Source organism: Enterobacter cloacae complex sp. I3, from assembly GCF_014896175.1.
Classification (GTDB): Bacteria; Pseudomonadota; Gammaproteobacteria; order Enterobacterales; family Enterobacteriaceae; genus Enterobacter; species Enterobacter bugandensis.
This window is the reverse complement of record NZ_JADBQZ010000015.1, coordinates 105,057-129,093: the sequence shown is the minus strand read 5'-3', so window position 1 is coordinate 129,093 and position 24,037 is coordinate 105,057. Positions and strand designations below refer to the sequence as shown.

Annotated in this window: 26 protein-coding genes; 15 read left to right on the top strand and 11 right to left on the bottom strand. The window is 58.7% G+C overall.

Annotation, left to right across the window (positions count from 1 at the left end):
• Positions 1-3: 3 nt before the first annotated feature.
• The gene (gene efeO / locus IM271_RS13615) at positions 4-1,131 is read right to left on the bottom strand and encodes an iron uptake system protein EfeO (protein WP_193052738.1); all 1,128 of its coding nucleotides are present in this window, start codon (positions 1,129-1,131) and stop codon (positions 4-6) included.
• Between the two features lie 40 nt (positions 1,132-1,171).
• Positions 1,172-2,005: an iron uptake transporter permease EfeU gene (efeU, locus tag IM271_RS13610; RefSeq protein ID WP_028012665.1), complete on the bottom strand. Its 834-nt coding sequence runs from the start codon at positions 2,003-2,005 to the stop codon at positions 1,172-1,174.
• Between the two features lie 251 nt (positions 2,006-2,256).
• On the opposite strand from efeU, the gene IM271_RS13605 reads away from it, so the two are divergent.
• On the top strand, positions 2,257-3,441 hold the full coding sequence (locus IM271_RS13605) for a NupC/NupG family nucleoside CNT transporter (protein ID WP_047368266.1): 1,185 nt from the start codon (positions 2,257-2,259) through the stop codon (positions 3,439-3,441).
• 48 nt (positions 3,442-3,489) lie between these two features.
• Here the strand turns inward: IM271_RS13605 and IM271_RS13600 are convergent, their stop codons facing one another.
• Together IM271_RS13600 and putP are read right to left on the bottom strand one after the other, a co-directional pair.
• Complete coding sequence (locus IM271_RS13600; protein ID WP_193052737.1) at positions 3,490-3,909, bottom strand: DUF3574 domain-containing protein; 420 nt, start codon at positions 3,907-3,909, stop codon at positions 3,490-3,492.
• 116 nt (positions 3,910-4,025) lie between these two features.
• Positions 4,026-5,534: a sodium/proline symporter PutP gene (gene putP / locus IM271_RS13595; RefSeq protein ID WP_041910546.1), complete on the bottom strand. Its 1,509-nt coding sequence runs from the start codon at positions 5,532-5,534 to the stop codon at positions 4,026-4,028.
• Positions 5,535-5,956: 422 nt separating this feature from the next.
• Between putP and putA the strand changes: the two genes are divergently transcribed.
• Positions 5,957-9,919 (top strand): trifunctional transcriptional regulator/proline dehydrogenase/L-glutamate gamma-semialdehyde dehydrogenase, encoded by a 3,963-nt coding sequence (putA, locus tag IM271_RS13590; protein ID WP_193052736.1) that lies wholly within the window; start codon positions 5,957-5,959, stop codon positions 9,917-9,919.
• Positions 9,920-9,970: 51 nt separating this feature from the next.
• Positions 9,971-10,366, top strand: a complete 396-nt coding sequence (locus IM271_RS13585; RefSeq protein WP_193052735.1) for a lysozyme inhibitor LprI family protein — start codon at positions 9,971-9,973, stop codon at positions 10,364-10,366.
• Here IM271_RS13585 and rutR read toward each other — a convergent pair.
• Entirely contained in the window at positions 10,363-11,001 is a 639-nt protein-coding gene (gene rutR / locus IM271_RS13580) for an HTH-type transcriptional regulator RutR (protein ID WP_028012659.1), read from the bottom strand. The genes IM271_RS13585 and rutR overlap by 4 nt on opposite strands.
• 245 nt (positions 11,002-11,246) lie before the next feature.
• On the opposite strand from rutR, the gene rutA reads away from it, so the two are divergent.
• The 7 genes from rutA to rutG are packed head-to-tail and all read left to right on the top strand — an operon-like array spanning position 11,247 to position 16,681.
• Positions 11,247-12,338, top strand: a complete 1,092-nt coding sequence (gene rutA / locus IM271_RS13575; protein WP_193052734.1) for a pyrimidine utilization protein A — start codon at positions 11,247-11,249, stop codon at positions 12,336-12,338.
• The gene (gene rutB, locus IM271_RS13570; protein ID WP_028012657.1) at positions 12,338-13,027 is read left to right on the top strand and encodes a pyrimidine utilization protein B; all 690 of its coding nucleotides are present in this window, start codon (positions 12,338-12,340) and stop codon (positions 13,025-13,027) included. Before rutA ends, rutB begins: the two co-directional genes overlap by 1 nt.
• An 11-nt stretch (positions 13,028-13,038) precedes the next feature.
• Entirely contained in the window at positions 13,039-13,425 is a 387-nt protein-coding gene (gene rutC / locus IM271_RS13565; RefSeq protein WP_008499822.1) for a pyrimidine utilization protein C, read from the top strand.
• Between the two features lie 7 nt (positions 13,426-13,432).
• Complete coding sequence (rutD, locus tag IM271_RS13560) at positions 13,433-14,233, top strand: pyrimidine utilization protein D (protein WP_193052733.1); 801 nt, start codon at positions 13,433-13,435, stop codon at positions 14,231-14,233.
• Between the two features lie 9 nt (positions 14,234-14,242).
• Positions 14,243-14,833 carry a malonic semialdehyde reductase gene (locus IM271_RS13555; protein WP_041910551.1) on the top strand — a complete coding sequence of 197 codons (591 nt, stop codon included), beginning with the start codon at positions 14,243-14,245 and terminating at the stop codon, positions 14,831-14,833.
• Positions 14,834-14,845: 12 nt separating this feature from the next.
• Positions 14,846-15,337, top strand: a complete 492-nt coding sequence (gene rutF / locus IM271_RS13550) for an NADH-dependent FMN reductase RutF (RefSeq protein ID WP_047364261.1) — start codon at positions 14,846-14,848, stop codon at positions 15,335-15,337.
• A gap of 21 nt (positions 15,338-15,358) precedes the next feature.
• Positions 15,359-16,681 (top strand): pyrimidine utilization transport protein G, encoded by a 1,323-nt coding sequence (rutG, locus tag IM271_RS13545; protein ID WP_045261670.1) that lies wholly within the window; start codon positions 15,359-15,361, stop codon positions 16,679-16,681.
• A 58-nt stretch (positions 16,682-16,739) separates the two neighbouring features.
• Here rutG and IM271_RS13540 read toward each other — a convergent pair whose 3' ends face one another.
• From IM271_RS13540 to IM271_RS13525, 4 genes are all read right to left on the bottom strand, one after another.
• Positions 16,740-17,240, bottom strand: a complete 501-nt coding sequence (locus tag IM271_RS13540; protein WP_172616463.1) for a GNAT family N-acetyltransferase — start codon at positions 17,238-17,240, stop codon at positions 16,740-16,742.
• Positions 17,241-17,267: 27 nt separating this feature from the next.
• Positions 17,268-17,537 carry a DUF1778 domain-containing protein gene (locus IM271_RS13535; RefSeq protein ID WP_008499829.1) on the bottom strand — a complete coding sequence of 90 codons (270 nt, stop codon included), beginning with the start codon at positions 17,535-17,537 and terminating at the stop codon, positions 17,268-17,270.
• A gap of 61 nt (positions 17,538-17,598) precedes the next feature.
• Positions 17,599-18,516 carry a DMT family transporter gene (locus IM271_RS13530; protein ID WP_193052732.1) on the bottom strand — a complete coding sequence of 306 codons (918 nt, stop codon included), beginning with the start codon at positions 18,514-18,516 and terminating at the stop codon, positions 17,599-17,601.
• A 116-nt stretch (positions 18,517-18,632) separates the two neighbouring features.
• Positions 18,633-18,803, bottom strand: a complete 171-nt coding sequence (locus IM271_RS13525; RefSeq protein ID WP_001273664.1) for a general stress protein — start codon at positions 18,801-18,803, stop codon at positions 18,633-18,635.
• 390 nt (positions 18,804-19,193) lie between these two features.
• On the opposite strand from IM271_RS13525, the gene wrbA reads away from it, so the two are divergent.
• Positions 19,194-19,790: an NAD(P)H:quinone oxidoreductase gene (gene wrbA, locus IM271_RS13520; RefSeq protein ID WP_041910554.1), complete on the top strand. Its 597-nt coding sequence runs from the start codon at positions 19,194-19,196 to the stop codon at positions 19,788-19,790.
• A gap of 18 nt (positions 19,791-19,808) precedes the next feature.
• Positions 19,809-20,036, top strand: a complete 228-nt coding sequence (locus tag IM271_RS13515) for a YccJ family protein (RefSeq protein WP_028012649.1) — start codon at positions 19,809-19,811, stop codon at positions 20,034-20,036.
• 32 nt (positions 20,037-20,068) lie between these two features.
• On the opposite strand, the gene agp is transcribed toward IM271_RS13515, so the two are convergent.
• Positions 20,069-21,310 (bottom strand): bifunctional glucose-1-phosphatase/inositol phosphatase, encoded by a 1,242-nt coding sequence (gene agp / locus IM271_RS13510; RefSeq protein WP_069732506.1) that lies wholly within the window; start codon positions 21,308-21,310, stop codon positions 20,069-20,071.
• A gap of 151 nt (positions 21,311-21,461) precedes the next feature.
• On the opposite strand from agp, the gene IM271_RS13505 reads away from it, so the two are divergent.
• Entirely contained in the window at positions 21,462-21,905 is a 444-nt protein-coding gene (locus IM271_RS13505; RefSeq protein WP_028012647.1) for a helix-turn-helix domain-containing protein, read from the top strand.
• A gap of 125 nt (positions 21,906-22,030) precedes the next feature.
• Positions 22,031-22,825, top strand: coding sequence for an SDR family oxidoreductase (locus IM271_RS13500; protein WP_193052731.1), 795 nt, complete (start codon positions 22,031-22,033; stop codon positions 22,823-22,825).
• Between the two features lies 1 nt (position 22,826).
• Here the strand turns inward: IM271_RS13500 and IM271_RS13495 are convergent, their stop codons facing one another.
• A complete protein-coding gene (locus IM271_RS13495; RefSeq protein WP_023335206.1) occupies positions 22,827-23,186 on the bottom strand; it encodes a helix-turn-helix domain-containing protein in 360 nt (119 codons plus the stop codon).
• Between the two features lie 100 nt (positions 23,187-23,286).
• On the opposite strand from IM271_RS13495, the gene IM271_RS13490 reads away from it, so the two are divergent.
• Positions 23,287-24,036, top strand: coding sequence for an SDR family oxidoreductase (locus IM271_RS13490; protein WP_028012645.1), 750 nt, complete (start codon positions 23,287-23,289; stop codon positions 24,034-24,036).
• Position 24,037 lies beyond the last annotated feature (1 nt).

Sequence of the window (24,037 nt, the reverse complement as noted above, 5' to 3'; positions counted from 1 at the left end):
TGCTTAGTCCAGACCCAGTACGCCGCGCAGCAGGGAGAGATCTTCCGCCAGCGTCGTAATCGGGCCTTTCAGCGCGTTACGGTCGGCGTCGGTCAGCTTGTCGTAGGTTTCGAACCCGTCTTTGGTACGGTACTTGGCCAGGATGGTATCGACCTTTTTGAAGTTGGCATCCACTTTCGCCAGCAGTTCGCCGTTCTCTTTCTGAAGCTGAGGACGCAGCAGCTCGACAATCTTCTGCGCACCGTCGACGTTGGCCTGGAAGTCCCACAGGTCGGTGTGGCTGTAGCGATCTTCTTCACCGCTGATTTTGCTCGCGGCCACTTCTTCAATCAGACCGGCCGCGCCGCCCACCACCTTCGACGGCGGGAAGGCCAGCTCGCTGATGCGCTTTTGCAGCTCCAGCACGTCGGTGTTCAGCTGCCCGGCGTATTTCTCCATTCCTTTGGTGGAGTTATCGCCAAACAGGGCTTTTTCCAGACGGTGGAAGCCGGTGAATTTCGGATCGGCGGCCTTCTGCTCGTAGTCATCTTCGCGGGCATCAATGCTGCCGTCGAGGTCAGAGAACAGCTCGGCAATCGGCTCGATGCGCTCGTAGTGCTGACGGGTTGGCGCGTACAGGGATTTCGCTTTTTCGATATCGCCCGCTTTCACGGCGTCGGTGAAGGCTTTGGTACTCGTGACCAGGTCCGCCGTCTCTTTGGTGACGTAGGCTTTATAGGCGGTGATAGCGTCGCCCAGGCTCAGCAGGGCCGTGCCTTTGGCCGCGTCCGCCGTCGCTGCACCTTTGACGATCAGCTTGCCTTTAGGGTTGGTCAGCAGGCCGCAGGTCATGTCGTATTCACCCGGCTGCAGGTTGACGGTCATCTTCTGGCTGAAGCCCGGCGCGATGTTCTCGCGCTCTTCCACCACCATCACGCCTTTGAGGATCTCCCACTCCAGCGCCTTCTGGCTGTGGTTCTGAATGATAAACTGGGTTTTACCGCTGTTAACCGTGATGGTCATCGGCTCGCACTGCTTATCGTTAACGGTGACTTTTACCTGCGGAATATCCGCAGCCTGCGCAGCGAATGCAGAAGCGAACAGCGCGGCAATGCCTGCGCACAATGCACTACGACGAAACTGAATTGCCATGACTCTTCCCTTAAAAAGTATGTTGTAACTAAAACAATAATTACGGCGCAACGCGCGACGCCTGCGAACCGGTACGCGGCGGCATCGCGAACAGCACCAGCGCCGGAACCAGATAGATAAAGTACATCGCCACTTCGCTGACGCTCGGCGTTTCCTGGTAGCCGAAGATGCCTTCGAGCAGGGTGCCGGTCAGTGAATGGGTGGAGAGAACGTTGCTAAGATCGAACGCCACGTCCTGGAAGTGGTTCCACAGGCCCGCCTCGTGGAAGGCGCGGATCGCCCCTGCCGCCAGCCCCGCGGCCACCAGCAGAATGAACAGGCTGGTCCACTTAAAGAAGGCGCCCAGGTTGAGGCGAATGCCGCCCCAGTAGAGCAGAAAGCCCAGCACCACCGCCGTTGCCAGACCGAGCATAGCGCCCAGCGGCGGCCAGATGCCCACGTCCTGCTGGAATGCCGCCAGCAGGAAGAAAACCGATTCCAGACCCTCGCGCGCCACGGCGAAAAAGACCATCATGATCAGCGCCCAGCCGTGGTGATTCCCCTTCTGCAGGGCGTTATCCACCGCCTGCTCCAGCTGCACCTTCACGTTGCGGGAAACTTTGCGCATCCAGAAGACCATCCACGTCAGGATGAACACCGCAATCACGGCGACGATACCTTCAAACAGCTCCTGCTCTTTCTGCGGGAATTCGCCGGTGGTTTCATTGATGAGGATACCTAAGCCCAGGCAGAGCGCCGCGGCAAGGAATACGCCAACCCACATCACGCCAATCCAGCGCCCACGCTGGGTGCGCTTGAGATAGCTGGCGATAAGGCTGACAATCAGGGCCGCTTCAAGGCCTTCACGTAACATAATGAGAAATGGAACAAACATGCCGACACCTTAAATGTTTATCGCGGTCAACTGATGCAAAGAAAGGTAAATTCTTGTGATAGTGATTATCATTACGGCGAAAGGAAACACAAGCGAAATGTGTGGTGATTTGATGACGAGTTGTAAACTCAAAGCCTGTTAATAGTTGCCACCGTTACCGTTAAGTTTATAAGTTATAATTAAAATGCCCATTTACGGTTAACCAGTGCTGTGGCTAAATATCCGCCTCAAAAACCAACCGAAAATATTCCATGTTTAAGATTGTCCATTTCCTGCTGGCGCTGGTGATTATTCTTGCGCTTGCCTGGCTGGTGAGTTTCGACCGCCGAAAAATTCGCATTCGTTATGTTTTACAGCTGATTGTTATTGAAATTGCCCTGGCGTTCTTTTTCCTGCACGCCGAAAGCGGGCTATTCCTGATTAAATACGTTTCCGGCTTCTTTGAGTCACTGCTGAAATTTGCCTCGGAAGGGACGAATTTCGTCTTTGGCGGAATGGGAGAAAAAGGGCTGGCGTTTATTTTCCTCGGCGTGCTGTGTCCGATTATTTTTATTTCCGCACTGATTGGTATTCTCCAGCACTGGCGGATCCTGCCGATTTTTATTCGAATCATCGGAACGCTGCTGTCAAAACTGAACGGCATGGGCAAGCTGGAATCGTTCAACGCGGTGAGCTCGCTGATCCTCGGCCAGTCGGAAAACTTCATTGCCTATAAAGGCGTGCTGGGGGATCTCTCCTCGCGTCGTCTGTTCACCATGGCGGCCACGGCCATGTCGACGGTCTCCCTGTCGATTGTCGGTGCCTATATGACCATGCTCGACGCCAAATTTGTCGTTGCCGCGCTGATCCTGAACATGTTCAGCACCTTTATTATTCTCTCGGTCATTAACCCGGTGCGTCCGGAAGCCGAGCCGGATATCAAGCTGGAAAAACTGCACGAATCCCAGAGCTTCTTTGAAATGCTGGGCGAGTATATTCTGGCCGGTTTTAAGGTGGCGATGATTATTCTGGCGATGCTGATTGGCTTTATCGCCCTCATCAGCGCCGTTAACGCCCTCTTCTCCAGCGTATTCGGCATGAGCTTCCAGCAGATCCTGGGCTATGTGTTTTATCCGCTGGCGTGGCTTATCGGGATTCCGCTGAGCGATGCGTTAAACGCGGGCAGCATTATGGCAACCAAGCTGGTGGCGAATGAATTTGTGGCGATGATTGAGCTGCAAAAAATTGCTCATGAAATGTCACCGCGCGGGTTGGGTATTTTGTCCGTCTTCCTCGTCTCGTTTGCCAACTTCGCCTCCATCGGCATCGTCGCCGGGGCGATTAAGGGGCTGAACGAGCAGCAGGGCAACGTGGTGTCGCGGTTTGGTCTGCGCCTGGTATACGGTGCGACGCTGGTGAGCCTGCTTTCGGCGAGCTTTGCGGGATTAGTGCTGTAAATAGCTTTGCTACAAAACAACAACGGCGGGTTATCCCGCCGTTTTTTATTAAAACTGTACGCACACCGGCTGGTCGACCCGCATCACCGATTCCTGCGCGAAACGAGACTTATAGATCCCGCGCAATGCTTCGATGTTCTTCTCGCTCTGCGCATCTTTACCGTGGATAAGCATTAACGCTTTGCTGGATTCACGCGCCACTTTCCCGTCGTTCCCCAGCCACTGCCCGCGCGCATCAAACACCGTTAAGCCATCGCGAAAACGCGGCGTCACGTCCTGATCAACAAACTGCTGCCATTCGCTGCCGGTAATCTGCGCCCCTGCCGGGCGATTCAAGCCAAAATAGAGCGTGGTCTGCTGCATCTGGTTATCCGCTTTGCAGGTCTCTACCGCCGCACGCTGCGAGGGTGCGTTACAACCCGCCAGCATCAATAATGCCGCCGCCATTAACCCTGTTTTGATTGTCATGTGTCGCTATCCTCATTGTTATAAGCACATGGATATCACAGGAAAATACGGATTTTGGCAAGAAAAAAGCCGGGTGGCGCTTGCGCTTACCCGGCCTACGGTACTGCGTTAGAAAATTATTCTGCCTGAAGCTTAGTCGGCGGCGCAGTGTGGTAGTGCGCATCCGCTTCCGCAAAGCGCTTCTGCATAGAGGCAGACGGCGCTTTACCCAGCAGGCTGAACACCACAATACCGATGCTGCCGAAGATGAAGCCCGGAATGATTTCGTACAGGCCCAGCCACGCGAACTGCTTCCAGACGATGACGGTCACCGCACCGATGATCATCCCCGCCAGCGCGCCGTTGCGGGTCATGCGTGACCACATGACGGAGAACAGCACCACCGGCCCAAACGCGGCACCGAAGCCCGCCCACGCGTAGCTCACGAGACCCAGCACGCGGTTTTCCGGGTTGGCTGCCAGCGCAATGGCCACCAGCGCCACCACCAGCACCATAAAGCGCCCTACCCACACCAGCTCTTTCTGGCTCGCATTTTTACGCAGGAAGGCCTTGTAGAGGTCTTCGGTGATTGCACTGGAGCAAACCAGCAGCTGACAGCTCAGGGTGGACATCACCGCCGCCAGGATCGCGGAGAGCAAAATACCGGCAATCCACGGGTTAAACAGAATCTGCGCCAGCTCGATGAACACGCGCTCGGCGTTCTGGTTCACCGCGCCCGCCTGCGCCGGGTTATTGCTGAAGTAGGCGATACCGAAGAAGCCGACCGCACACGCGCCCGCCAGACACAGGATCATCCACGTCATACTGATGCGACGCGCGTGAACGATGGTGTGGTGAGAATCCGCCGCCATAAAGCGCGCCAGAATGTGCGGCTGACCGAAGTAGCCCAGGCCCCAGCCCATCAGGGAAACGATGGCAACGAAGTTCAGCCCTTTCAGCATATCGACGTTTTCAATGCTCTTCTGCTTGATAACTTCCAGCGATTCGCCAAAGCCGCCGACGGTGAAAATCACAATCACCGGGGTCAGGATCAGCGCGAAGATCATCAGGCTCGCCTGCACGGTGTCGGTCCAGCTTACTGCCAGGAACCCGCCCACGAAGGTATAGAGGATGGTTGCCGCGGCACCGGCCCACAGGGCGGTTTCATAGCTCATGCCGAAGGTGCTTTCGAACAGGCGCGCACCCGCCACGATGCCGGAGGCGCAGTAGATGGTGAAGAACAACAGGATCACCACCGCGGAGATAATGCGCAGAATGCGGCTGTTATCTTCAAAGCGTCCGGTGAAATAATCCGGCAGCGTCAGGGCGTTGTTGTTGGCTTCGGTGTGTACGCGCAGACGGCCTGCCACCAGCTTCCAGTTGATCCACGCGCCGACGGTCAGGCCGATGGCGATCCAGCTTTCGGAGATACCGGAGATGAAAATCGCGCCCGGCAGCCCCATCAGCAGCCAGCCGCTCATGTCGGATGCGCCCGCAGAGAGCGCGGTGACCATTGGGCCTAAGCTGCGCCCGCCAAGGATGTAGTCGTCAAAGTTTTTAGTGGAACGCCATGCCAAAAACCCTATCAGGATCATGCCAAAAATATAAACGAGAAATGTCACCAGCATCGGTGTGCTAATAGCCATTCAAATTCTCCAAAATGTCGAGCGACAACCGTCCGGGTTGCCTTGTTATGTCATCACCGGAACGTAGTGATGTGTGTATGTGTTTCCGTTGGGCGCGCTATCCTGCCGTATACGCTTCCCACTGACAAACGATTTAACACTGCATTTACATGAATTTCATCCTTGGTTTTATACGTCTTTCCTATAGGTTGCACTCGCTCACATTTATACGGGTTGCACCTTTGAAAAGTGTTAAGCACCGCATAAAAACAGGCTTCGCATGCAGAAGCTAGCGCTTTTTTCCAGCTAACTATTCGTTAACAATCCATTCATTTTCCAGCTTGCAAACCAGGTCACATTTAACACGGTTGCACAAAGTTGCAACATGGTGGATATTTCACGCTATCAACAGAACGCTATTACAGAACAACAGGAGTTTTGGCATGGGGATGACCACCATGGGGGTTAAGCTGGATGACGCGACCCGCGAACGGATTAAGACCGCAGCAACCCGCATTGATCGCACACCGCACTGGTTAATCAAGCAGGCGATTTTTAACTATCTGGAAAGGCTGGAGAGTGAAGACGGCCTGCCTGAGCTGCCTGCCCTGCTGGCGGGCGCAGCGAACGAAAGCGAAGACGCCGCGACGGCGGTGGAAGAGAACCACCAGCCGTTCCTCGAATTCGCCGAGCAGATCCTGCCGCAGTCCGTCAGCCGCGCCGCCATTACCGGGGCTTACCGCCGCGCCGAAACCGACGCCGTGCCAATGCTGCTGGAGCAGGCCCGCCTGCCGGAAGCCATTGCCGCCCAGGCGCACAGCCTGGCGTATCAGTTAGCCGACAAGCTGCGCAACCAGAAAACCGCCACCGGCCGCGCCGGGATGGTGCAGGGCCTGTTGCAGGAGTTCTCCCTCTCCTCACAGGAAGGCGTGGCGCTGATGTGCCTGGCGGAAGCGCTGCTGCGTATTCCGGATAAAGCTACCCGCGACGCGCTGATCCGCGACAAGATCAGCAACGGCAACTGGCACTCCCACATTGGCCGCAGCCCGTCGCTGTTCGTCAACGCCGCCACCTGGGGTCTGCTGTTTACCGGCAAGCTGGTCTCCACCCATAACGAAGCCAACCTGTCACGCTCTCTGAACCGCATTATCGGCAAGAGCGGCGAGCCGCTGATCCGCAAGGGCGTGGACATGGCGATGCGCCTGATGGGCGAGCAGTTCGTCACCGGGGAAACCATTGCCGAAGCGCTGGCGAACGCCCGCAAGCTTGAAGACAAAGGTTTCCGCTACTCCTACGACATGCTGGGTGAAGCGGCGCTCACCGCCGCCGACGCGCAGGCCTACATGGTCTCTTACCAGCAGGCGATCCACGCCATCGGTAAAGCGTCCAACGGTCGCGGTATTTATGAAGGCCCGGGCATCTCTATTAAGCTCTCCGCACTGCACCCGCGCTACAGCCGCGCGCAGTACGACCGGGTGATGGAAGAGCTCTATCCGCGCCTGAAGTCCCTGACCCTGCTGGCGCGCCAGTATGATATCGGCATCAACATCGACGCCGAAGAGGCTGACCGTCTGGAGATCTCCCTCGATCTGCTGGAAAAATTGTGCTTCGAGCCGGAACTGGCAGGCTGGAACGGGATTGGTTTCGTTATTCAGGCCTACCAGAAACGCTGTCCGTTCGTCATTGATTACCTGATTGACCTGGCCAGCCGCAGCCGTCGCCGCCTGATGATCCGCCTGGTGAAAGGCGCCTACTGGGACAGCGAAATCAAACGCGCCCAGATGGAAGGTCTGGAAGGCTATCCGGTTTATACCCGCAAGGTCTACACCGACGTCTCTTACCTCGCGTGCGCGAAAAAACTGCTCGGCGTGCCGAACCTGATTTATCCGCAGTTCGCGACCCACAACGCCCATACCCTGGCGGCGATCTACAGCCTGGCCGGGCAGAACTATTATCCGGGCCAGTACGAGTTCCAGTGCCTGCACGGCATGGGCGAACCGCTGTACGAGCAGGTCACCGGTAAAGTGGCGGACGGCAAGCTGAACCGCCCGTGCCGTATCTATGCCCCGGTGGGCACCCACGAAACCCTGCTGGCGTACCTGGTGCGTCGTCTGCTGGAGAACGGGGCGAACACCTCCTTCGTTAACCGCATCGCAGACACCACGCTGCCGCTCGACGAACTGGTGGCCGATCCGGTGCAGGCCGTTGAGAAGCTGGCGGCGCAGGAAGGCCAGATTGGTCTGCCGCATCCGAAAATTGCCCTGCCGCGCGAGCTGTACGGCGCGGGCCGCGTCAACTCGGCGGGCCTGGATCTGGCGAACGAACACCGTCTGGCGTCGCTCTCCTCTGCCCTGCTCAACAGCGCATTGCAGAAATGGCAGGCCAAACCGATCCTTGAGCAGTCCGTTGAGGACGGTGAAATGCAGCCGGTGATCAACCCGGCAGAGCCGAAGGACATCGTCGGCTACGCGCGTGAAGCAACCGAAGCGGAAGTGGAACAGGCGCTGGAGAGCGCGGTGAATAACGCGCCAATCTGGTTCGCCACCCCGCCGCAGGAGCGTGCCGCCATTCTGGAACGTGCCGCGGTGCTGATGGAAGATCAGATGCAGCAGCTCATCGGCATTCTGGTGCGTGAGGCGGGTAAAACCTTCAGCAACGCCATCGCCGAAGTGCGTGAGGCGGTCGACTTCCTGCACTACTACGCCGGTCAGGTGCGCGATGATTTCGACAACGAAACGCACCGTCCGCTCGGTCCGGTGGTCTGTATCAGCCCGTGGAACTTCCCGCTGGCGATCTTCACCGGCCAGATTGCCGCCGCCCTTGCCGCAGGCAACAGCGTGCTGGCGAAACCGGCAGAGCAAACCCCGCTGATTGCCGCCCAGGGCATCAACATTCTTCTGGAAGCAGGCGTTCCGGCGGGTGTGGTGCAACTGCTGCCAGGGCGTGGTGAAACGGTGGGCGCCAAACTCACCTCCGATAACCGCGTTCGCGGCGTGATGTTTACCGGTTCGACCGAAGTGGCCTCCCTGCTGCAACGCAACATCGCCACCCGTCTGGATGCGCAGGGTCGTCCTACCCCGCTTATCGCCGAAACCGGCGGCATGAACGCCATGATTGTTGACTCCTCCGCCCTCACCGAGCAGGTGGTTGTTGACGTGCTGGCCTCCGCCTTCGACAGCGCCGGTCAGCGCTGCTCCGCCCTGCGCGTGCTGTGCTTACAGGATGACGTGGCTGACCACACGCTGAAGATGCTGCGCGGCGCGATGGCGGAATGCCGCATGGGCAACCCGGGCCGTCTCACCACCGACATCGGGCCGGTGATCGACGCGGAAGCCAAAGCCAACATTGAAAACCATATTCAGACCATGCGCGCCAAAGGCCGTCCGGTGTTCCAGGCGGTGCGCGAGAACAGCGAAGATGCCCGCGAGTGGCAGACTGGCACCTTCGTGCCGCCTACGCTGATTGAGCTGGCAAGCTTCGACGAGCTGAAAAAAGAGGTCTTCGGCCCGGTGCTGCACGTGGTGCGTTACAACCGTAACAACCTCAACGAGCTGGTTGAGCAGATCAACGCCTCCGGCTACGGCCTGACGCTCGGCGTGCATACCCGTATCGACGAGACCATTGCACAGGTCACCGGCACGGCCAAAGTCGGCAACCTGTACGTCAACCGCAACATGGTTGGCGCGGTCGTGGGCGTGCAGCCGTTCGGCGGCGAAGGCCTCTCTGGTACGGGTCCGAAAGCGGGCGGCCCGCTCTACCTGTACCGCCTGCTGGCAAACCGTCCGGAAAATGCGCTGGGCGTGACGCTGGCACGTCAGGACGCACACTATCCCGTAGATACGCAGGTGAAAACCGTGCTGACCCAGCCGCTGGAGGCGCTGATCGCCTGGGCGGAAAAACGTCCAGAGCTGCGTGCGGTTGCCCAGCAGTACGGCGAGCTGGCGCAGGCCGGTACCCAGCGTCTGCTGCCGGGGCCAACCGGCGAGCGCAACACCTGGACGCTGATGCCGCGCGAACGCGTACTGTGCGTGGCGGATAACGAGCAGGACGCGCTGGTACAGCTGGCCGCGGCGATGGCCACAGGGTGTGAAGTGCTGTGGCCGGACGATGCGCTGCATCGCGATCTCGCCAAACAGCTGCCGAAAGCGGTCTCGGCCCGCATTCGCTTTGCGAAGGCCGATGCCCTGCTGACCCAGCCGTTTGACGCGGTGATCTACCACGGTGATTCCGACCAGCTGCGCGAGCTGTGCGAGCAGGTGGCGGCCCGCAGCGGGGCGATTGTTTCCGTGCAGGGCTTCGCCCGCGGGGAAACCAACCTGCTGCTGGAGCGTCTGTACGTGGAGCGCTCGCTCAGCGTCAACACCGCGGCGGCGGGCGGTAACGCCAGCCTGATGACAATCGGCTAACGCTGTGCTAATAAGGCTCCGGAGACGGAGCCTTATTTTATTGGGGAGTATATGAAACGATATCTTATCGCCGGTGCGGCACTGCTGCTCAGCACCAGCGCGCTGGCCGACGAGTGCGACAACGCCACTACGCAGCTTGAACTGAATACCTGTAGCGCGCAGCAGTACCAGGCTGCCGATAAAAAACTCAACCAGACCTATCAGGCCGCCATCAAACGCGCGGCGGCCCCCCAGCGCGACCTGCTGAAAAAAGCGCAGCAGGCGTGGATTACCCTGCGCGACGCGGACTGCGCGTTTATCGGTTCGGGGACGGAAGGCGGGAGCGTCCAGCCAATGATTGTTAACCAGTGCCTGGCGGAAAAAACCGTGGAGCGCGAGGCGTTTCTGGCCTCGCTGATGCAGTGTGAAGAGGGTGACTTAAGCTGCCCTCTCCCGCCGGGCAATTAACGCACACGGATCCCTTCGATAATCATCCGCTGCACGTTTTCGAGTGTGCTCTGGAAAAACGCCTCGTCCTGGAGCGTTTTACCGGTCACCGCCTCAACCTGGGCCGCAAAGTCAGCGTAATGCTGGGTAGCGGCCCAGATCATAAAGATCAGGTGCTGCGGGTCGACCGGGGCCAGCTTTCCGCTGGCAACCCATCCGGCGATAATCGCCGACTTATCGTCCACCAGCTGCTTTAAATCCCCCGTCAGCTCCGCCTGTAGCAGCGGCGCGCCCTGCAGCATCTCAAGACAAAACAGCCTTGACGCCTGCGGGTAATCGCGCGACACCTCGAGCTTCAGGCGAATGTACTCCTCGATAGCCACCAGCGGGGCCAGCTCTTCGCGAAATGCCTTGAGCGGCGCCAGCCAGATATCGAGGATCTGCTGCATCACCGCCACATACAGCGCCTCTTTCGACGGGTAATAGTAGAGCAGATTGGTTTTAGACACCCCGGACTGCTCCGCCACCTGCTCCAGGCGCGTGCCGTGAATGCCAAACTGTGAAAAGGTCTCCAGCGCGGCGCTGAGGATCGCCTGCTTCTTGGCGCTCACCGCCTGCGAACGTTTTCCGGGTGTTTTCACTGCGCCTTGTGTCATTTCCGCTCTCCATTTTCTTTCCTGCGCTCAGCATAGCAAAACCCCCGCCTCGCCACGACCTTCTGCACTCCCATCGCGCATGAGTGCCTGTTTTCTGTGCAATGTTTTTGACCATTTAGTCCACATTTAGCGGCATCAATCCCCCAACCTTTGATTAACACATTAATAACACAAACGTTTTCAAAACTGGCATTGCCTTTGCAAAACCACCGTTACACCTGCGACGTAATGAAGAGAGGTTCGTGATGAAAATTGGCGTATTTGTACCCATCGGCAACAACGGCTGGCTTATCTCGACCACTGCACCGCAGTACATGCCGACCTTTGAGCTGAACAAAGCCATCGTGCAGAAAGCGGAGCACTACCATTTCGACTTTGCGCTTTCGATGATCAAGCTGCGCGGCTTTGGCGGCAAAACGGAATTCTGGGATCACAACCTGGAGTCCTTCACACTGATGGCCGGGCTGGCAGCGGTTACCTCGCGGATCCAGATCTACGCCACCGCGGCCACCCTCACCCTTCCGCCCGCGATCGTGGCACGCATGGCCTCCACCATCGACTCCATCTCCGGCGGGCGCTTTGGCGTTAACCTGGTCACCGGCTGGCAAAAACCGGAGTACGAGCAGATGGGACTCTGGCCGGGTGACGATTACTTCTCCCGTCGCTACGACTACCTGACCGAATACGTGCAGGTGCTGCGCGACCTGTGGGGCACCGGCAAAAGCGACTTCAAAGGCGACTTCTTTACCATGAACGACTGCCGCGTCAGCCCGCAGCCGTCGGTGCAGATGAAGGTGATTTGCGCCGGGCAGAGCGACGCGGGGATGGAATTCTCCGCGAAATACGCCGACTTTAACTTCTGCTTCGGCAAAGGCGTTAACACCCCTGCCGCCTTTGCCCCGACCGCCGCGCGCATGAAGGAGGCCGCCGACAAAACCGGGCGCGACGTGGGCTCGTACGTGCTGTTCATGGTCATTGCCGACGAAACCGACGACGCCGCACGCGCCAAATGGGAGCAGTATAAGGACGGCGCTGACGACGAAGCCCTGAGCTGGCTTACCGAGCAGAGCCAGAAAGACACCCGTTCCGGCGCAGACACCAACGTGCGTCAGATGGCCGACCCGACCTCCGCCGTCAATATCAACATGGGCACGCTGGTTGGCTCGTACGCCAGCGTTGCCAGGATGCTCGACGAAGTGGCAGCCGTACCCGGCGCGGAGGGTGTCCTGCTGACCTTCGATGATTTCCTCACCGGCGTGGAAACCTTTGGCGAGCGCATCCAGCCGCTGATGCAGTGCCGCGCCCATATCCCTGCCGTCACGAAGGAGGTGGCGTAATGACGACCTTAAACGCTCGCCCGGAAGCCATCACCTTTGCGCCGCAGCAGAGCGCGCTGATCGTGGTGGACATGCAAAACGCCTATGCCAGCCAGGGCGGTTATCTGGATCTGGCGGGGTTCGACGTCTCCGCCACAAGGCCTGTGATCGAGAACATCAAAACCGCCGTCGCCGCCGCGCGCGCGGCGGGAATGCTCATCATCTGGTTCCAGAACGGCTGGGATGACCAGTACGTCGAGGCCGGCGGCCCCGGCTCGCCCAACTTCCACAAGTCGAACGCCCTGAAAACCATGCGCAAGCGGCCCGAACTGCAGGGCAAGCTGCTGGCCAAAGGCGGCTGGGATTATCAGCTGGTGGATGAGTTGGTCCCGCAGGCGGGCGATATCGTCCTGCCGAAACCGCGCTACAGCGGCTTTTTCAACACCCCGCTCGACAGCCTGCTGCGCAGCCGGGGCATTCGCCACCTGGTGTTCACCGGCATTGCCACCAACGTGTGCGTGGAATCGACCCTGCGCGACGGCTTTTTCCTCGAGTATTTCGGCGTGGTGCTGGAAGACGCGACCCATCAGGCCGGGCCGGAATTCGCCCAAAAGGCAGCTTTGTTCAATATCGAAACCTTTTTTGGCTGGGTCAGTAACGTTGCCGATTTCTGCGACGCCCTGAATCCTCCGCTCGCCCGTATCGCCTGAGGAGACACACGATGCCGAAATCCGTAATCATCCCGCCGGGCACCAGCACGCCCATCGCCCCGTTCGTCCCCGGCACCCTCGCCGACGGCGTGGTGTATGTCTCCGGCACGCTGCCGTTTGATAAAGACAACAACGTGGTATTTATCAACGACCCAAAGGCGCAAACCCGCCACGTGCTGGAGACGATCAAAACCGTGATCGAAACGGCGGGTGGCACCATGGAGGACGTGACCTTCAACAGCATCTTTATCACCGACTGGAAAAACTACGCCGCGATTAACGAAATCTACGCCGAGTTCTTCCCCGGCGATAAACCGGCGCGGTTCTGCATTCAGTGCGGGCTGGTAAAACCGGACGCGCTGGTTGAGATCGCCACCGTTGCGCACATCGCGAAGTGAGGCAGGCATGAAACTTTCCGTCTCGCCGCCGCCGTACGAGGGTGCGCCCGTGGTGGTCTTTATTTCCGGTCTCGGCGGCAGCGGCAGCTACTGGCTGCCCCAGCAGGCCGCGCTGGAGCCGGAGTATCAGGTGGTGTGCTATGACCAGCGGGGAACGGGCAATAATCCCGATACCCTGCCGGAGGGTTACAGCCTTGCGCAGATGGCAGACGAGCTCGCCCAGGCGCTGGCTGACGCAGGCATTGCGCGCTACAGCGTCGTCGGGCACGCGCTCGGCGCGCTGGTCGGCCTGCAGCTGGCCCTCGACAGGCCCGACGCCCTCACCGCGCTGGTGTGCGTCAACGGCTGGCTGACCCTCAATGCCCACACCCGCCGCTGTTTTGACGTTCGAGAGCGGCTGCTGCATTCCGGCGGCGCGCAGGCGTGGGTCGAGGCGCAGCCGCTGTTTCTCTACCCGGCAGACTGGATGGCCGCCCGCGCGCCGCGTCTGGAGGCCGAAGAAGCGCTGGCGCTGGCCCATTTCCAGGGTAAAACCAACCTGCTGCGCAGGCTCAGCGCCCTGAAAAAAGCCGACTTCCGCCGCCAGTCCGCACGTATTCGCTGCCCGGTTCACATTATCTGCTCCGCCGACGACGTGCTGGTGCCGCCCGTCTGTTCCGCTGAACTGCACGCCGCCCTCCCGCACGCCCACAAAACGGTCATGCGCCAGGGCGGACATGCCTGCAACGTCACCGAGCCGGACACCTTTAACACCCTGCTGCTGAACGGGCTTGCCAGCCTGCTGCACAGCCCTGAACCCGCTTTATAAGGAGCTTTAATGAGCGAAGCCATTACCCCCGCCGCGCTGGAAACGCTGTTCACCGGTGCCCGCACCCACAACGGCTGGCTGGATATGCCGGTCAGCGACGAGACGCTGCGCGAGATGTATGACCTGATGAAATGGGGCCCAACGTCTGCCAACTGCTCACCGGCGCGCATTGTCTTTGTGCGAAGCGCAGAGGGAAAAGAGAAGCTGCGCCCGGCGCTCTCCAGCGGCAACCTCGAGAAAACGCTTACCGCCCCGGTGACAGCGATTGTCGCCTGGGACGGGGAATTCTACGAGCGCCTGCCCGAGCTGTTCCCGCACGGCGATGCCAGAAGCTGGTTTACCGCAAGCCCCGCGCTGGCGGAAGAGACGGCCTTTCGCAACAGCTCAATGCAGGCCGCGTATCTGATTTTCGCCTGCCGCGCACTCGGCCTGGACACCGGCCCGATGTCGGGCTTTGACCGACAAAAGGTCGACGAGGCCTTTTTCACCGGCACAACGCTTAAAAGCAACCTGCTTATCAACATTGGCTATGGCGATACGCGCAAACTTTACGGGCGCCTGCCGCGCCTGACCTTCGACGATGCCTGCGGACTGGCGTAAGGAGCGATCGTGATGACACCCGATAAACAAACCTTTCGCGACGCCATGGCCTGCGTCGGCGCGGCGGTCAACATCATCACCACCGACGGCCCGGCGGGGATGGCGGGCTTCACCGCCAGCGCGGTATGCAGCGTCACGGATTCCCCTCCCACCCTGCTGGTGTGCCTGAACCGCGGCGCGTCGGTCTGGCCCACGTTCAGCGAAAACCGCACCCTGTGCGTGAATACCCTGAGTGCCGGACAGGAGTCTTTATCCAATCTGTTTGGCGGCAAAACGCCGATGGCGGAACGCTTTACCGCCGCCCGCTGGCAGACGGGCGACACGGGCTGCCCGCGTCTGGAGGATGCGCTGGCCTCCTTTGACTGCCGCATCAGTCAGGTGGTCAGCGTCGGTACCCACGACATTCTGTTTTGCGACATCGTATCGATTATTCGCCACCCCGCCCCGCAAGGTCTGGTGTGGTTTGACCGCAGCTACCACGCGCTTATGCGACCCGCCTGCTAAGGCGCTTTAAGGAGACAGACCATGTTCGGATTTCCCCACTGGCAGTTGAAATCGACCTCCACTGAAGCAGGCGTGGTCGCGCCGGATGAACGCCTCCCGCTCGGGCAAACCATGGTGATGGGCGTCCAGCATGCAGTCGCGATGTTTGGCGCGACGGTATTGATGCCGATGCTGATGGGGCTCGATCCCAACCTGTCTATTCTGATGTCGGGAATCGGCACCCTGCTGTTCTTTTTTGTTACCGGCGGGCGCGTGCCCAGCTACCTGGGCTCCAGCGCCGCCTTTGTCGGCGTGGTGATCGCCACTACCGGTTTTAACGGCCAGGGGATCAACCCCAACCTGAGCGTGGCCCTCGGCGGCATCATCGCTTGCGGGCTGGTCTATACCCTGATTGGTCTCGTTGTGATGAAGATCGGCACGCGCTGGATCGAACGGATGATGCCCCCCGTCGTCACCGGCGCGGTGGTGATGGCGATAGGCCTGAACCTCGCGCCGATTGCGGTGAAAAGCGTCTCCGCTTCGCCGTTTGAAAGCTGGATGGCGGTGATCACGGTGCTGTGCATCGGCCTGGTGGCAGTCTTTACGCGCGGGATGATCCAGCGTCTGCTGATCCTGGTCGGGCTGATTGTCGCCTGTCTGATCTACGCCCTGCTGGCGAACGTGTTCGGCATGGGCAAGCCGGTCGATTTTACCCTGCTTCATCAGGCCGCCTGGTTCGGTCTGCCGCAGGTGACCTCGCCCACCTTTAACACGCAGGCGATGATGCTTATCGCCCCGGTGGCGGTGATCCTGGTGGCGGAAAACTTAGGGCACCTGAAGGCGGTGGCGGGAATGACCGGGCGCAGCATGGATCCGTACATGGGCCGCGCGTTCGTCGGCGACGGGCTGGCGACCATGCTCTCAGGCTCCGTGGGCGGCAGCGGCGTGACCACCTATGCGGAAAACATCGGCGTGATGGCGGTGACCAAGGTCTACTCAACGCTGGTCTTCGTGGCGGCGGCGGTAATGGCGATCCTTCTTGGTTTCTCACCGAAGTTCGGCGCGCTGATCCACACCATTCCGTCACCGGTCATCGGCGGCGCGTCGATTGTGGTGTTCGGGCTAATCGCCGTGGCCGGGGCGCGCATTTGGGTGCAGCATCGGGTTGACCTCAGCCAGAACAGCAACCTGATCATGGTGGCCGTCACGCTGGTGCTGGGCGCGGGCGATTTTGCCCTGACGCTGGGCGGGTTTACGATCGGTGGGATTGGTACGGCGACCTTCGGCGCGATCCTGCTTAACGCCCTGCTGAGCCGCCGGATGGCTGCCGCGCCGCAGGCCGCCGCGGCGCATCAGGATTCGTGAAATCGATATGTCGGGTGACGGCTACGCCTTACCCGACCTGCATGCTCCTTAAGAGCGATCACGCCTGCTCAAACAGTCGTTCGATAGCTTTTGTCGGGAAGAACAAAGAATGGCTGTTTTCGCCTGCCAGCGGGATGAACCCCAGCTTCAGATAAAATCGTTTAGCCTGCTCGCTAAGGGCATCAACAAATATTCCGTGTACTCCCACAGCCTGCGACGCCAGGTAAACCACCCGCATAGCGTGTGCAACAAGCGTTGTTCCCCACTCGTTTCCCTGTAGTTCTTTATGAATAGCCAGACGTCCCAGCGTCACACTGGGTACGTTGAGATAAGGGATCCGACGCTGCTGAGTCTTAGAAGGAAGCATCGCTCTCTCAAAGCAACTTCCCGATAGCGTGTAATAGCCCAGCACGCGCGGATGGTCGCGCTCTTTAAGCAGGTAGGCTCGTAGAATACGTCCATTGTGCTGGCGTACCAGGTGTTCTCTCAGGAAGGCATTTAGCGAGGGTTCACCACAATCAAAATCCCCGAAATCATAGTCGGTTCCCTCTGAAAACATTTCAATCGTGAGATTTGCCAAGACGCTTCACTCCATGTTTCGAAGACGTTTTGCCGCGCGCTTGAGGCGTTCATTTGGCTCTGGCGGATTGTCGATGGCATCCATCACCGCATTCCAGGAGGCTTCGTTTAACACGAGACGACGGTGCTGCTCGATGACCTCTGCAGCACGCTCTGACGCACTGTTCACCATAAACTGGGTGATCGTTTGATTCGTCATCGCCGCCGCTTCTTCAATCATTGTTTTGTCTTCGTCCGTTAAGCGAAGATCGATACGCTGTTTTTTAAGTGCTGGCATGGTTTACATCACCGTGTACGGTTTTAATCCGTACACATCCTAAGTAACGTTGCGCTTTTTTTCAATCTAAACCTTTTTCAGCAGTCAAATGACTCGCTTCACGCCCCCGCTTTCTGAGCTTTAGTTCGCTCACCAGCACCCCGGCGACAATAAACGCCGCGCCCACCAGCGCCAGCAGCGGTAAACGCTCGCCGGCCAGTCGTCCGAAAATCCCCGCCCACACCGGTTCACCGGTGTAGATCACCGTCGCCCGCGTTGGCGATACGCTGCGCTGCGCCCAGTTCATGGTCACCTGGATAATGGCGCTGAAGATGCCAAGCCCCAGCGCGACTACCACCAGCCCGGTGGACATCGGCGGCACGGATTCCCCGGCTGGCACCATCGTCGCGAAGGCCACCAGCGACGCCGTCGCGAGCTGCACCACCGTCACGCGCTTGACGTCCACTTTCCCAGCCCAGGCGCTGATCAGAATAATTTCCGCCGCGATGGCAATGGCCCCGACGAGGGTATTGATCTCGCCCGGCCCCAGCGCCAGCAGGTTATTTTCCGGCCCGGCTAATAAAATCAGGCCGATAAACGCCAGCACGATGCCAATGCAGGACATCAGCCCCGGTAGCCTCCCGAGGCATAACCATTGCAGCAGCGGCACCAGCGGCACGTACATGGCGGTAATAAAAGCGGATTTGCTGCTGGAGATGGTCTGCAATCCCCACGTCTGCAGGCTATAGCCCATCGCTATCGCAATCCCAATCGCCACGCCTGCCTTGAGTTCCTTCAGCGTCAGACCCCGCAGCGTTTTAAGGGAGATCAGCCCCACGGCTATCGCCGCCGTCGCAAAGCGCAGGCCGACAAAAAAGAACGGATCGCTGAGGGTCACCGCGTACTGGACGGCAAGAAAGGTTCCGCCCCAGAACATGGTGATGAGAATAAGGATGGCTTCCTGCGGTTTTATGGAGAATTTAAAGCGTGAGACGGACATGCGACACCAACAAGTGAGATCAATTCTGTAGTGTGCGTTGCCTTTGGTTACAGTTCAATGTTGCAGACATAAAAAAACCGCCGGGAAACCCGGCGGCAGGGAGTCAACCCGGCGTACTACTTATTGCTGCCGTGGCTATTTTTACCCCCTTTTTTACCAGCCTCTGATGCGCGCTGAGGGTCGTTCTTGAAGTTACCCCCGCTAGACTGGCCACCTTTACGACCTGCTTCTGATGCTCTTTCACGGTCTTCAGCGAAATTACCTGAACCACCACGATGGTTTGCCATCTCTAACCTCCAGAGTGTGAAACATTAGACATCATATTGCATTCAGTAAAAGAGGATTCTTTCACCTCGCGGCTAAAGGACAGGGCCTTTATCTGTGCCGCGTGAAACTAAGCTTAGTGGACTGAGGCTATCCGGCAAGCCACGGGTAATATTCTGCAACATGATATCCGCCTTTCGGGTCAGATAACGCGACGGAAATCTATAAGCCTTTCTTATCATTTTAAAATTCGACGACCAGAAAGTTGTTTCATTTTGCTACAGCCCCGTATTGTAACCATGTTGTTATAAATCAAAGAAATGCCGTTCATTTTTGCAGTCTGGCCGTGATGTCATATCTTTAAATGAACGCAGCGATCCGCTGTCAGAAAAACCAACGAGGAGTGATGCAAAATGGCAAAAGTTCTGGTGCTCTATTATTCCATGTATGGACACATTGAAACCATGGCTCACGCGGTAGCAGAAGGTGCAAACAGAGTGGACGGCGTTGAGGTTGTGGTAAAACGCGTACCGGAAACCATGCAGGCGGAAGCGTTCGCCAAAGCCGGGGGAAAAACACAAAATGCCCCGGTCGCCACCCCGCAGGAGCTGGCGGAGTATGATGCCATTATCTTCGGCACCCCGACCCGCTTCGGCAATATGTCAGGCCAGATGCGTACCTTCCTCGATCAAACCGGCGGGCTCTGGGCATCCGGGGCGCTGTACGGCAAACTCGCCAGCGTATTCAGCTCTACCGGTACCGGCGGCGGCCAGGAGCAGACGATTACCTCAACCTGGACTACCCTTGCTCATCATGGAATGGTGATTGTGCCAATTGGCTACGGCGCGCAGGAGCTGTTTGACGTTTCTCAGGTGCGCGGCGGGACGCCGTACGGCGCAACCACCATTGCCGGTGGGGATGGCTCACGTCAGCCAAGCAATGAAGAACTCTCTATCGCCCGCTATCAGGGTGAATACGTCGCGGGTCTCGCTAAAAAACTGAACGGCTAACCCAACAGGAGGAAAAGTATGCCAACACAGGAATCCAAAGCTCACCACGTGGGCGAATGGGCAAGTTTACGCAACACCTCTCCGGAGATTGCCGAAGCCATCTTTGAAGTCGCGAACTACGACGAAAAGCTGGCCGAGCAGATTTGGGAAGAAGGCAACGATGAAGTGCTGATTCGCGCCTTCGAAAAAACGGACAAAGACTCGCTCTTCTGGGGCGAGCAAACCATCGAACGTAAAAACGTCTAAGCGTTCCCCCCGCCGCAGCGGGGGGGTCTCTTTTACTTCGCCGCGTTATTCATGACCGCATTGAATTTATCAACCGGACAGAAGCCGTTCGCGTCCACCGGACAGCCCTTTAGCTCCAGCGTCACGCGCTGCGCGGGCGACTGCAGTGTCAGCACGCTGGCGTTGCGCAGCTGTTCCGCGCTCTGGTAGACATACTCAATTTTCATCAGCTCCTGATTGCTGTTTTTGTCGTGCCAACGCTGGAAGACAATCTTGCCGCCAATCGGGGTCCGTTCCTGCTGGTCATGCAGCTGATACGGCTTGAAATCCAGCGCGGTGAGCAGTGAAGCGATGTTCGAATCGTGCCCTACCAGCAGAGTAATCTTAGGCGCTTTCGCCTGTTCGGTGACCAGCGTTTTATCGATATATTTCACCAGCGGCTTCGCCACGTTTTGCGCCACCTCGGTGGAGGTAAACAGCGAGTCCTGATAGCCATTCTTCAGCTTCGACAGCACGCGCCACTGCTGGTCGGTCTTGATTTCACCCCAGGCCACCTGGTCGGCCGGGAAACCTTCGTAATACTGCAGCGTGAACGCGTCCACCAGCGAGTTACCCACCTTCAGCGGCCCGGATACGCCAGGCTCTTTTTCATAGTCGGCGCTGAAGGTATCTTTCGCGTCTGCCAGCGAGCAGACCTTTTTCTCTTTGCAGGACGGAGAGTCAGCGTAGTTCGTCAACTGCTCCAGCAGCTTATAGCTTTCACCAAGCTGCATTTTCTGCCGCTCGGACTCCATCGCCTTGAGTGCTTTTTCGCGGAATTCCGGCGAGTTATCGGTAATCACCGGATTAAAGGTCGGATCCATGGTGCCCATTTTTTCCTGATGATGCACGGGTACGTCGCAGCCCGGGAACGCGCCGGTAATGAAGAACTGCGCGGTGGCGACAGTACGCTGCAGACTGTTGGCGTAAGCATAAACGCTATCCGCTGGCGGACACTCTCCCGTCTTCACCATCCCCTGCTCTGCCAGCCACTCGCGCATGTAATGGCCCATATAGACTTCCAGCACACCGCCTTTGGTGGTGAGCTGACCGCCCGGCACGTCCCACTCCGGCCACTGCTTCGGCGTGGACTGCTCCAGCACGCTGCCGTTGTTGGCGAGCGGCGCGCGCAGGTTGTGACGGCTCATGATTAACACCTGCTCCAGCTGATAGCCTTTCGGCGTCTCCTGCGCCTGTGCGCCAAAGGTCATTGAAAGGGTACCTGCCACGGCCACTGCGAGTAGTGCTTTTCTCATCCCTCGTTCCTCACGTTTTTTTAATATTCCAGTGAGTGTGACAGATTCGTGACAGTTTTTTCGGGAAGCATTTCTCAAACTGATGATTAACGTGCTTACGGTGGACGCTAATTAGTTTTATAATAAAACCACACCCCCCGGAGACCTGACCGTGAAACGCACCCGCCTTGAAGAGAGCACCTGCCCCGTCGCCCGTTCGCTGGATATCATTGGCGACTGGTGGTCGCTGCTGATCGTTCGCGACGCGCTGCGCGGGATTAAACGCTTCGGTGAGTTTCAGAAAAGCCTCGGTATCGCGAAAAACATGCTCACCTCGCGGCTGAAGCTGCTGGTCGATGAAGGCATCCTCCGGCTTCAGCCCGCCTCCGACGGCAGCGCCTGGCAGGAATACGTTCTGACCGACAAGGGACGCGCGCTCCAGACGGTGCTGGTTGCTCTCTCCCAGTGGGGCAATGAATTTTTGTTCGCGGAAAACGAATGCGGCACCGTTCTCGTCGATAGCGAACAGCGCAAACCCCTGCGTAAACTGGCGCTTATCGCCGACGATGGGCGCGAACTGACGCCTGAAGAGATCGTAGCTAAACTCCCCTCCTGATCGTTCCCAACGGCAAAAGCACAAAATGCCCGGCAAAATGGTTGCATTATAAAACCAAATAGCAGAGAGTTAATTCAGTTTCATATTGAAACCAAATACCCCACTTTGCTTTGAGGTAACACACAATGACTACGCAAATCACCACCGCCTTAATTACCGGCGCCTCTTCCGGGATCGGGGCCGTCTATGCCGATCGCCTGGCCGCGCGCGGCGCTAACCTGGTCCTGGTCGCCCGCCGCGAGGATCGCCTGAAAACCCTCGCCGCCGACCTGCGCGCGCGCTATGGCGTGGCCGTCGCTATACTGGTGGCCGATCTCAGCGATGAAGCCGGGATCCGCGCCGTGGAAAATGAACTGCGCCACAATACCGCCATCGATACGCTGGTAAACAACGCGGGCACCGCGCAGATGGCCCCGTTCCTCGCGGGCGATGTGGCGCAGCATCAGGCCATCAACACCCTCAACACCACGGCGCTGATGCGTCTGACCTACGCCATCCTGCCCCGCCTGGCGCAGAACAATCGCGGGACGCTGATCAATATCGCCTCGGTGTTATCGCTCCATGTCCGTGCGGGCAGCGCGCTGTACAGCGCCACCAAAGCCTGGGTACTGAGCTTTACCCGCGGACTGCAGGAAGAATTTGCCGATAGCAGCGTGCGCATTCAGGCCGTGCTGCCCGCCGCGACGGCGACGGAGATCTGGAGCCATTCAGGGGTTACGGTGAACGATCTGCCGGAAGGGTCGGTGATGACCACCGATGATATGGTCGATGCGTCACTGGCGGGTCTGAATCAGGGCGAACAGATCACTATTCCGCCGATGCATGACGCCGCCCTGTGGGATCGCTACGAAGCGGCGCGACTTGAGCTGTTTAACAGCGCGCGCACCGGGGTTCCGGCACCGCGCTACGTTAAACAGTAGCCTAACGCTCAAGCTGGTCGCCGTACTCGCTCATCCAGGCGGCCAGCGGCGAGAGCGCATCCTGGAGGGTTAACCCCAGCTCGGTAATTTGATACTCCACGCGCGGGGGGATCTCCGGGTAGACCGTCCGCGTCACCAGCCCGCGCTGCTCAAACAGGCGGAGCTGCTTCGTCAGCTCTTTCTGCGTGATGGGGGCAGCGGCACGCAGCAGATCGCCAAACCGTACGGGCGTGTTGAACACAATCAGGCGATAGAGAATGGGGATCGCCCACTTACCGGATATCAGGTTGACAAACTGCGTCATCGGGCAGGTATACGCCTCAGATTTTTTTTCGCAGCACACCTCCAGCATTTCTGCCATAGCACACCTCTTGCCTCTTTAGTATCCATTTGGTACCTAGTTTCCTTTCGATACTAACGTTTCTATAGTGCTTTCTCCAGTGACATTTCAGGAGAAGAACATGGGTCGTTTAACAGATAAATATACGCTGATTACCGGCGGCACCAGCGGCATTGGTCTTGCCACCGCGCAGGCGTTTATCGCCGAAGGGGCGCGCGTCGCTGTGACCGGACGCAACCCGGACACCCTCGCCGAAGCAGAGCGCATTCTGGGCGATAAGGCCTGGGTGATCCCAACCGACGCAGGCGATATCGCGTCGCAAAAAGCGCTGGCGGAAACGCTCGCCGCCCGCTGGCCACGCCTGGACGCGGTATTTCTCAACGCTGGCGATGTGACGCACGCGCCGCTGGAAGCCTGGCAAGAGGATGCGTGGGACCGCCTGATGGGCATCAACCTGAAGGGACCGTTCTTTTTAATTCAGGCGCTGCTGCCGCTGCTGAATAACCCGTCCTCGGTGATCCTCTGCGGCTCCGTGAGCGCGCGCATCGGCCTGCCCACCAGCAGCGTGTATGCTGCGAGCAAGGCCGCCCTGCTGTCGCTGGCGCGAACGCTGTCGGCGGAGCTGCTGCCGCGCGGGATCCGCGTCAACGGGTTGAGCCCCGGTCCGGTGGAAACGCCGGCATTTACGAAGACGGGCTTAAGCGAAGAGACGCTTAACGCGATGATGGCGGAGATCATCAAGCTGGTGCCGCTCGGCAGAATGGGCTCGACGACGGAGCTGGCAAAAGCCGCGCTCTATCTGGCCTCCGACGAGTCGAGCTACACGGTAGGAACGGAACTGCTGGTGGACGGCGGAATGGGAAGCCTGTAAC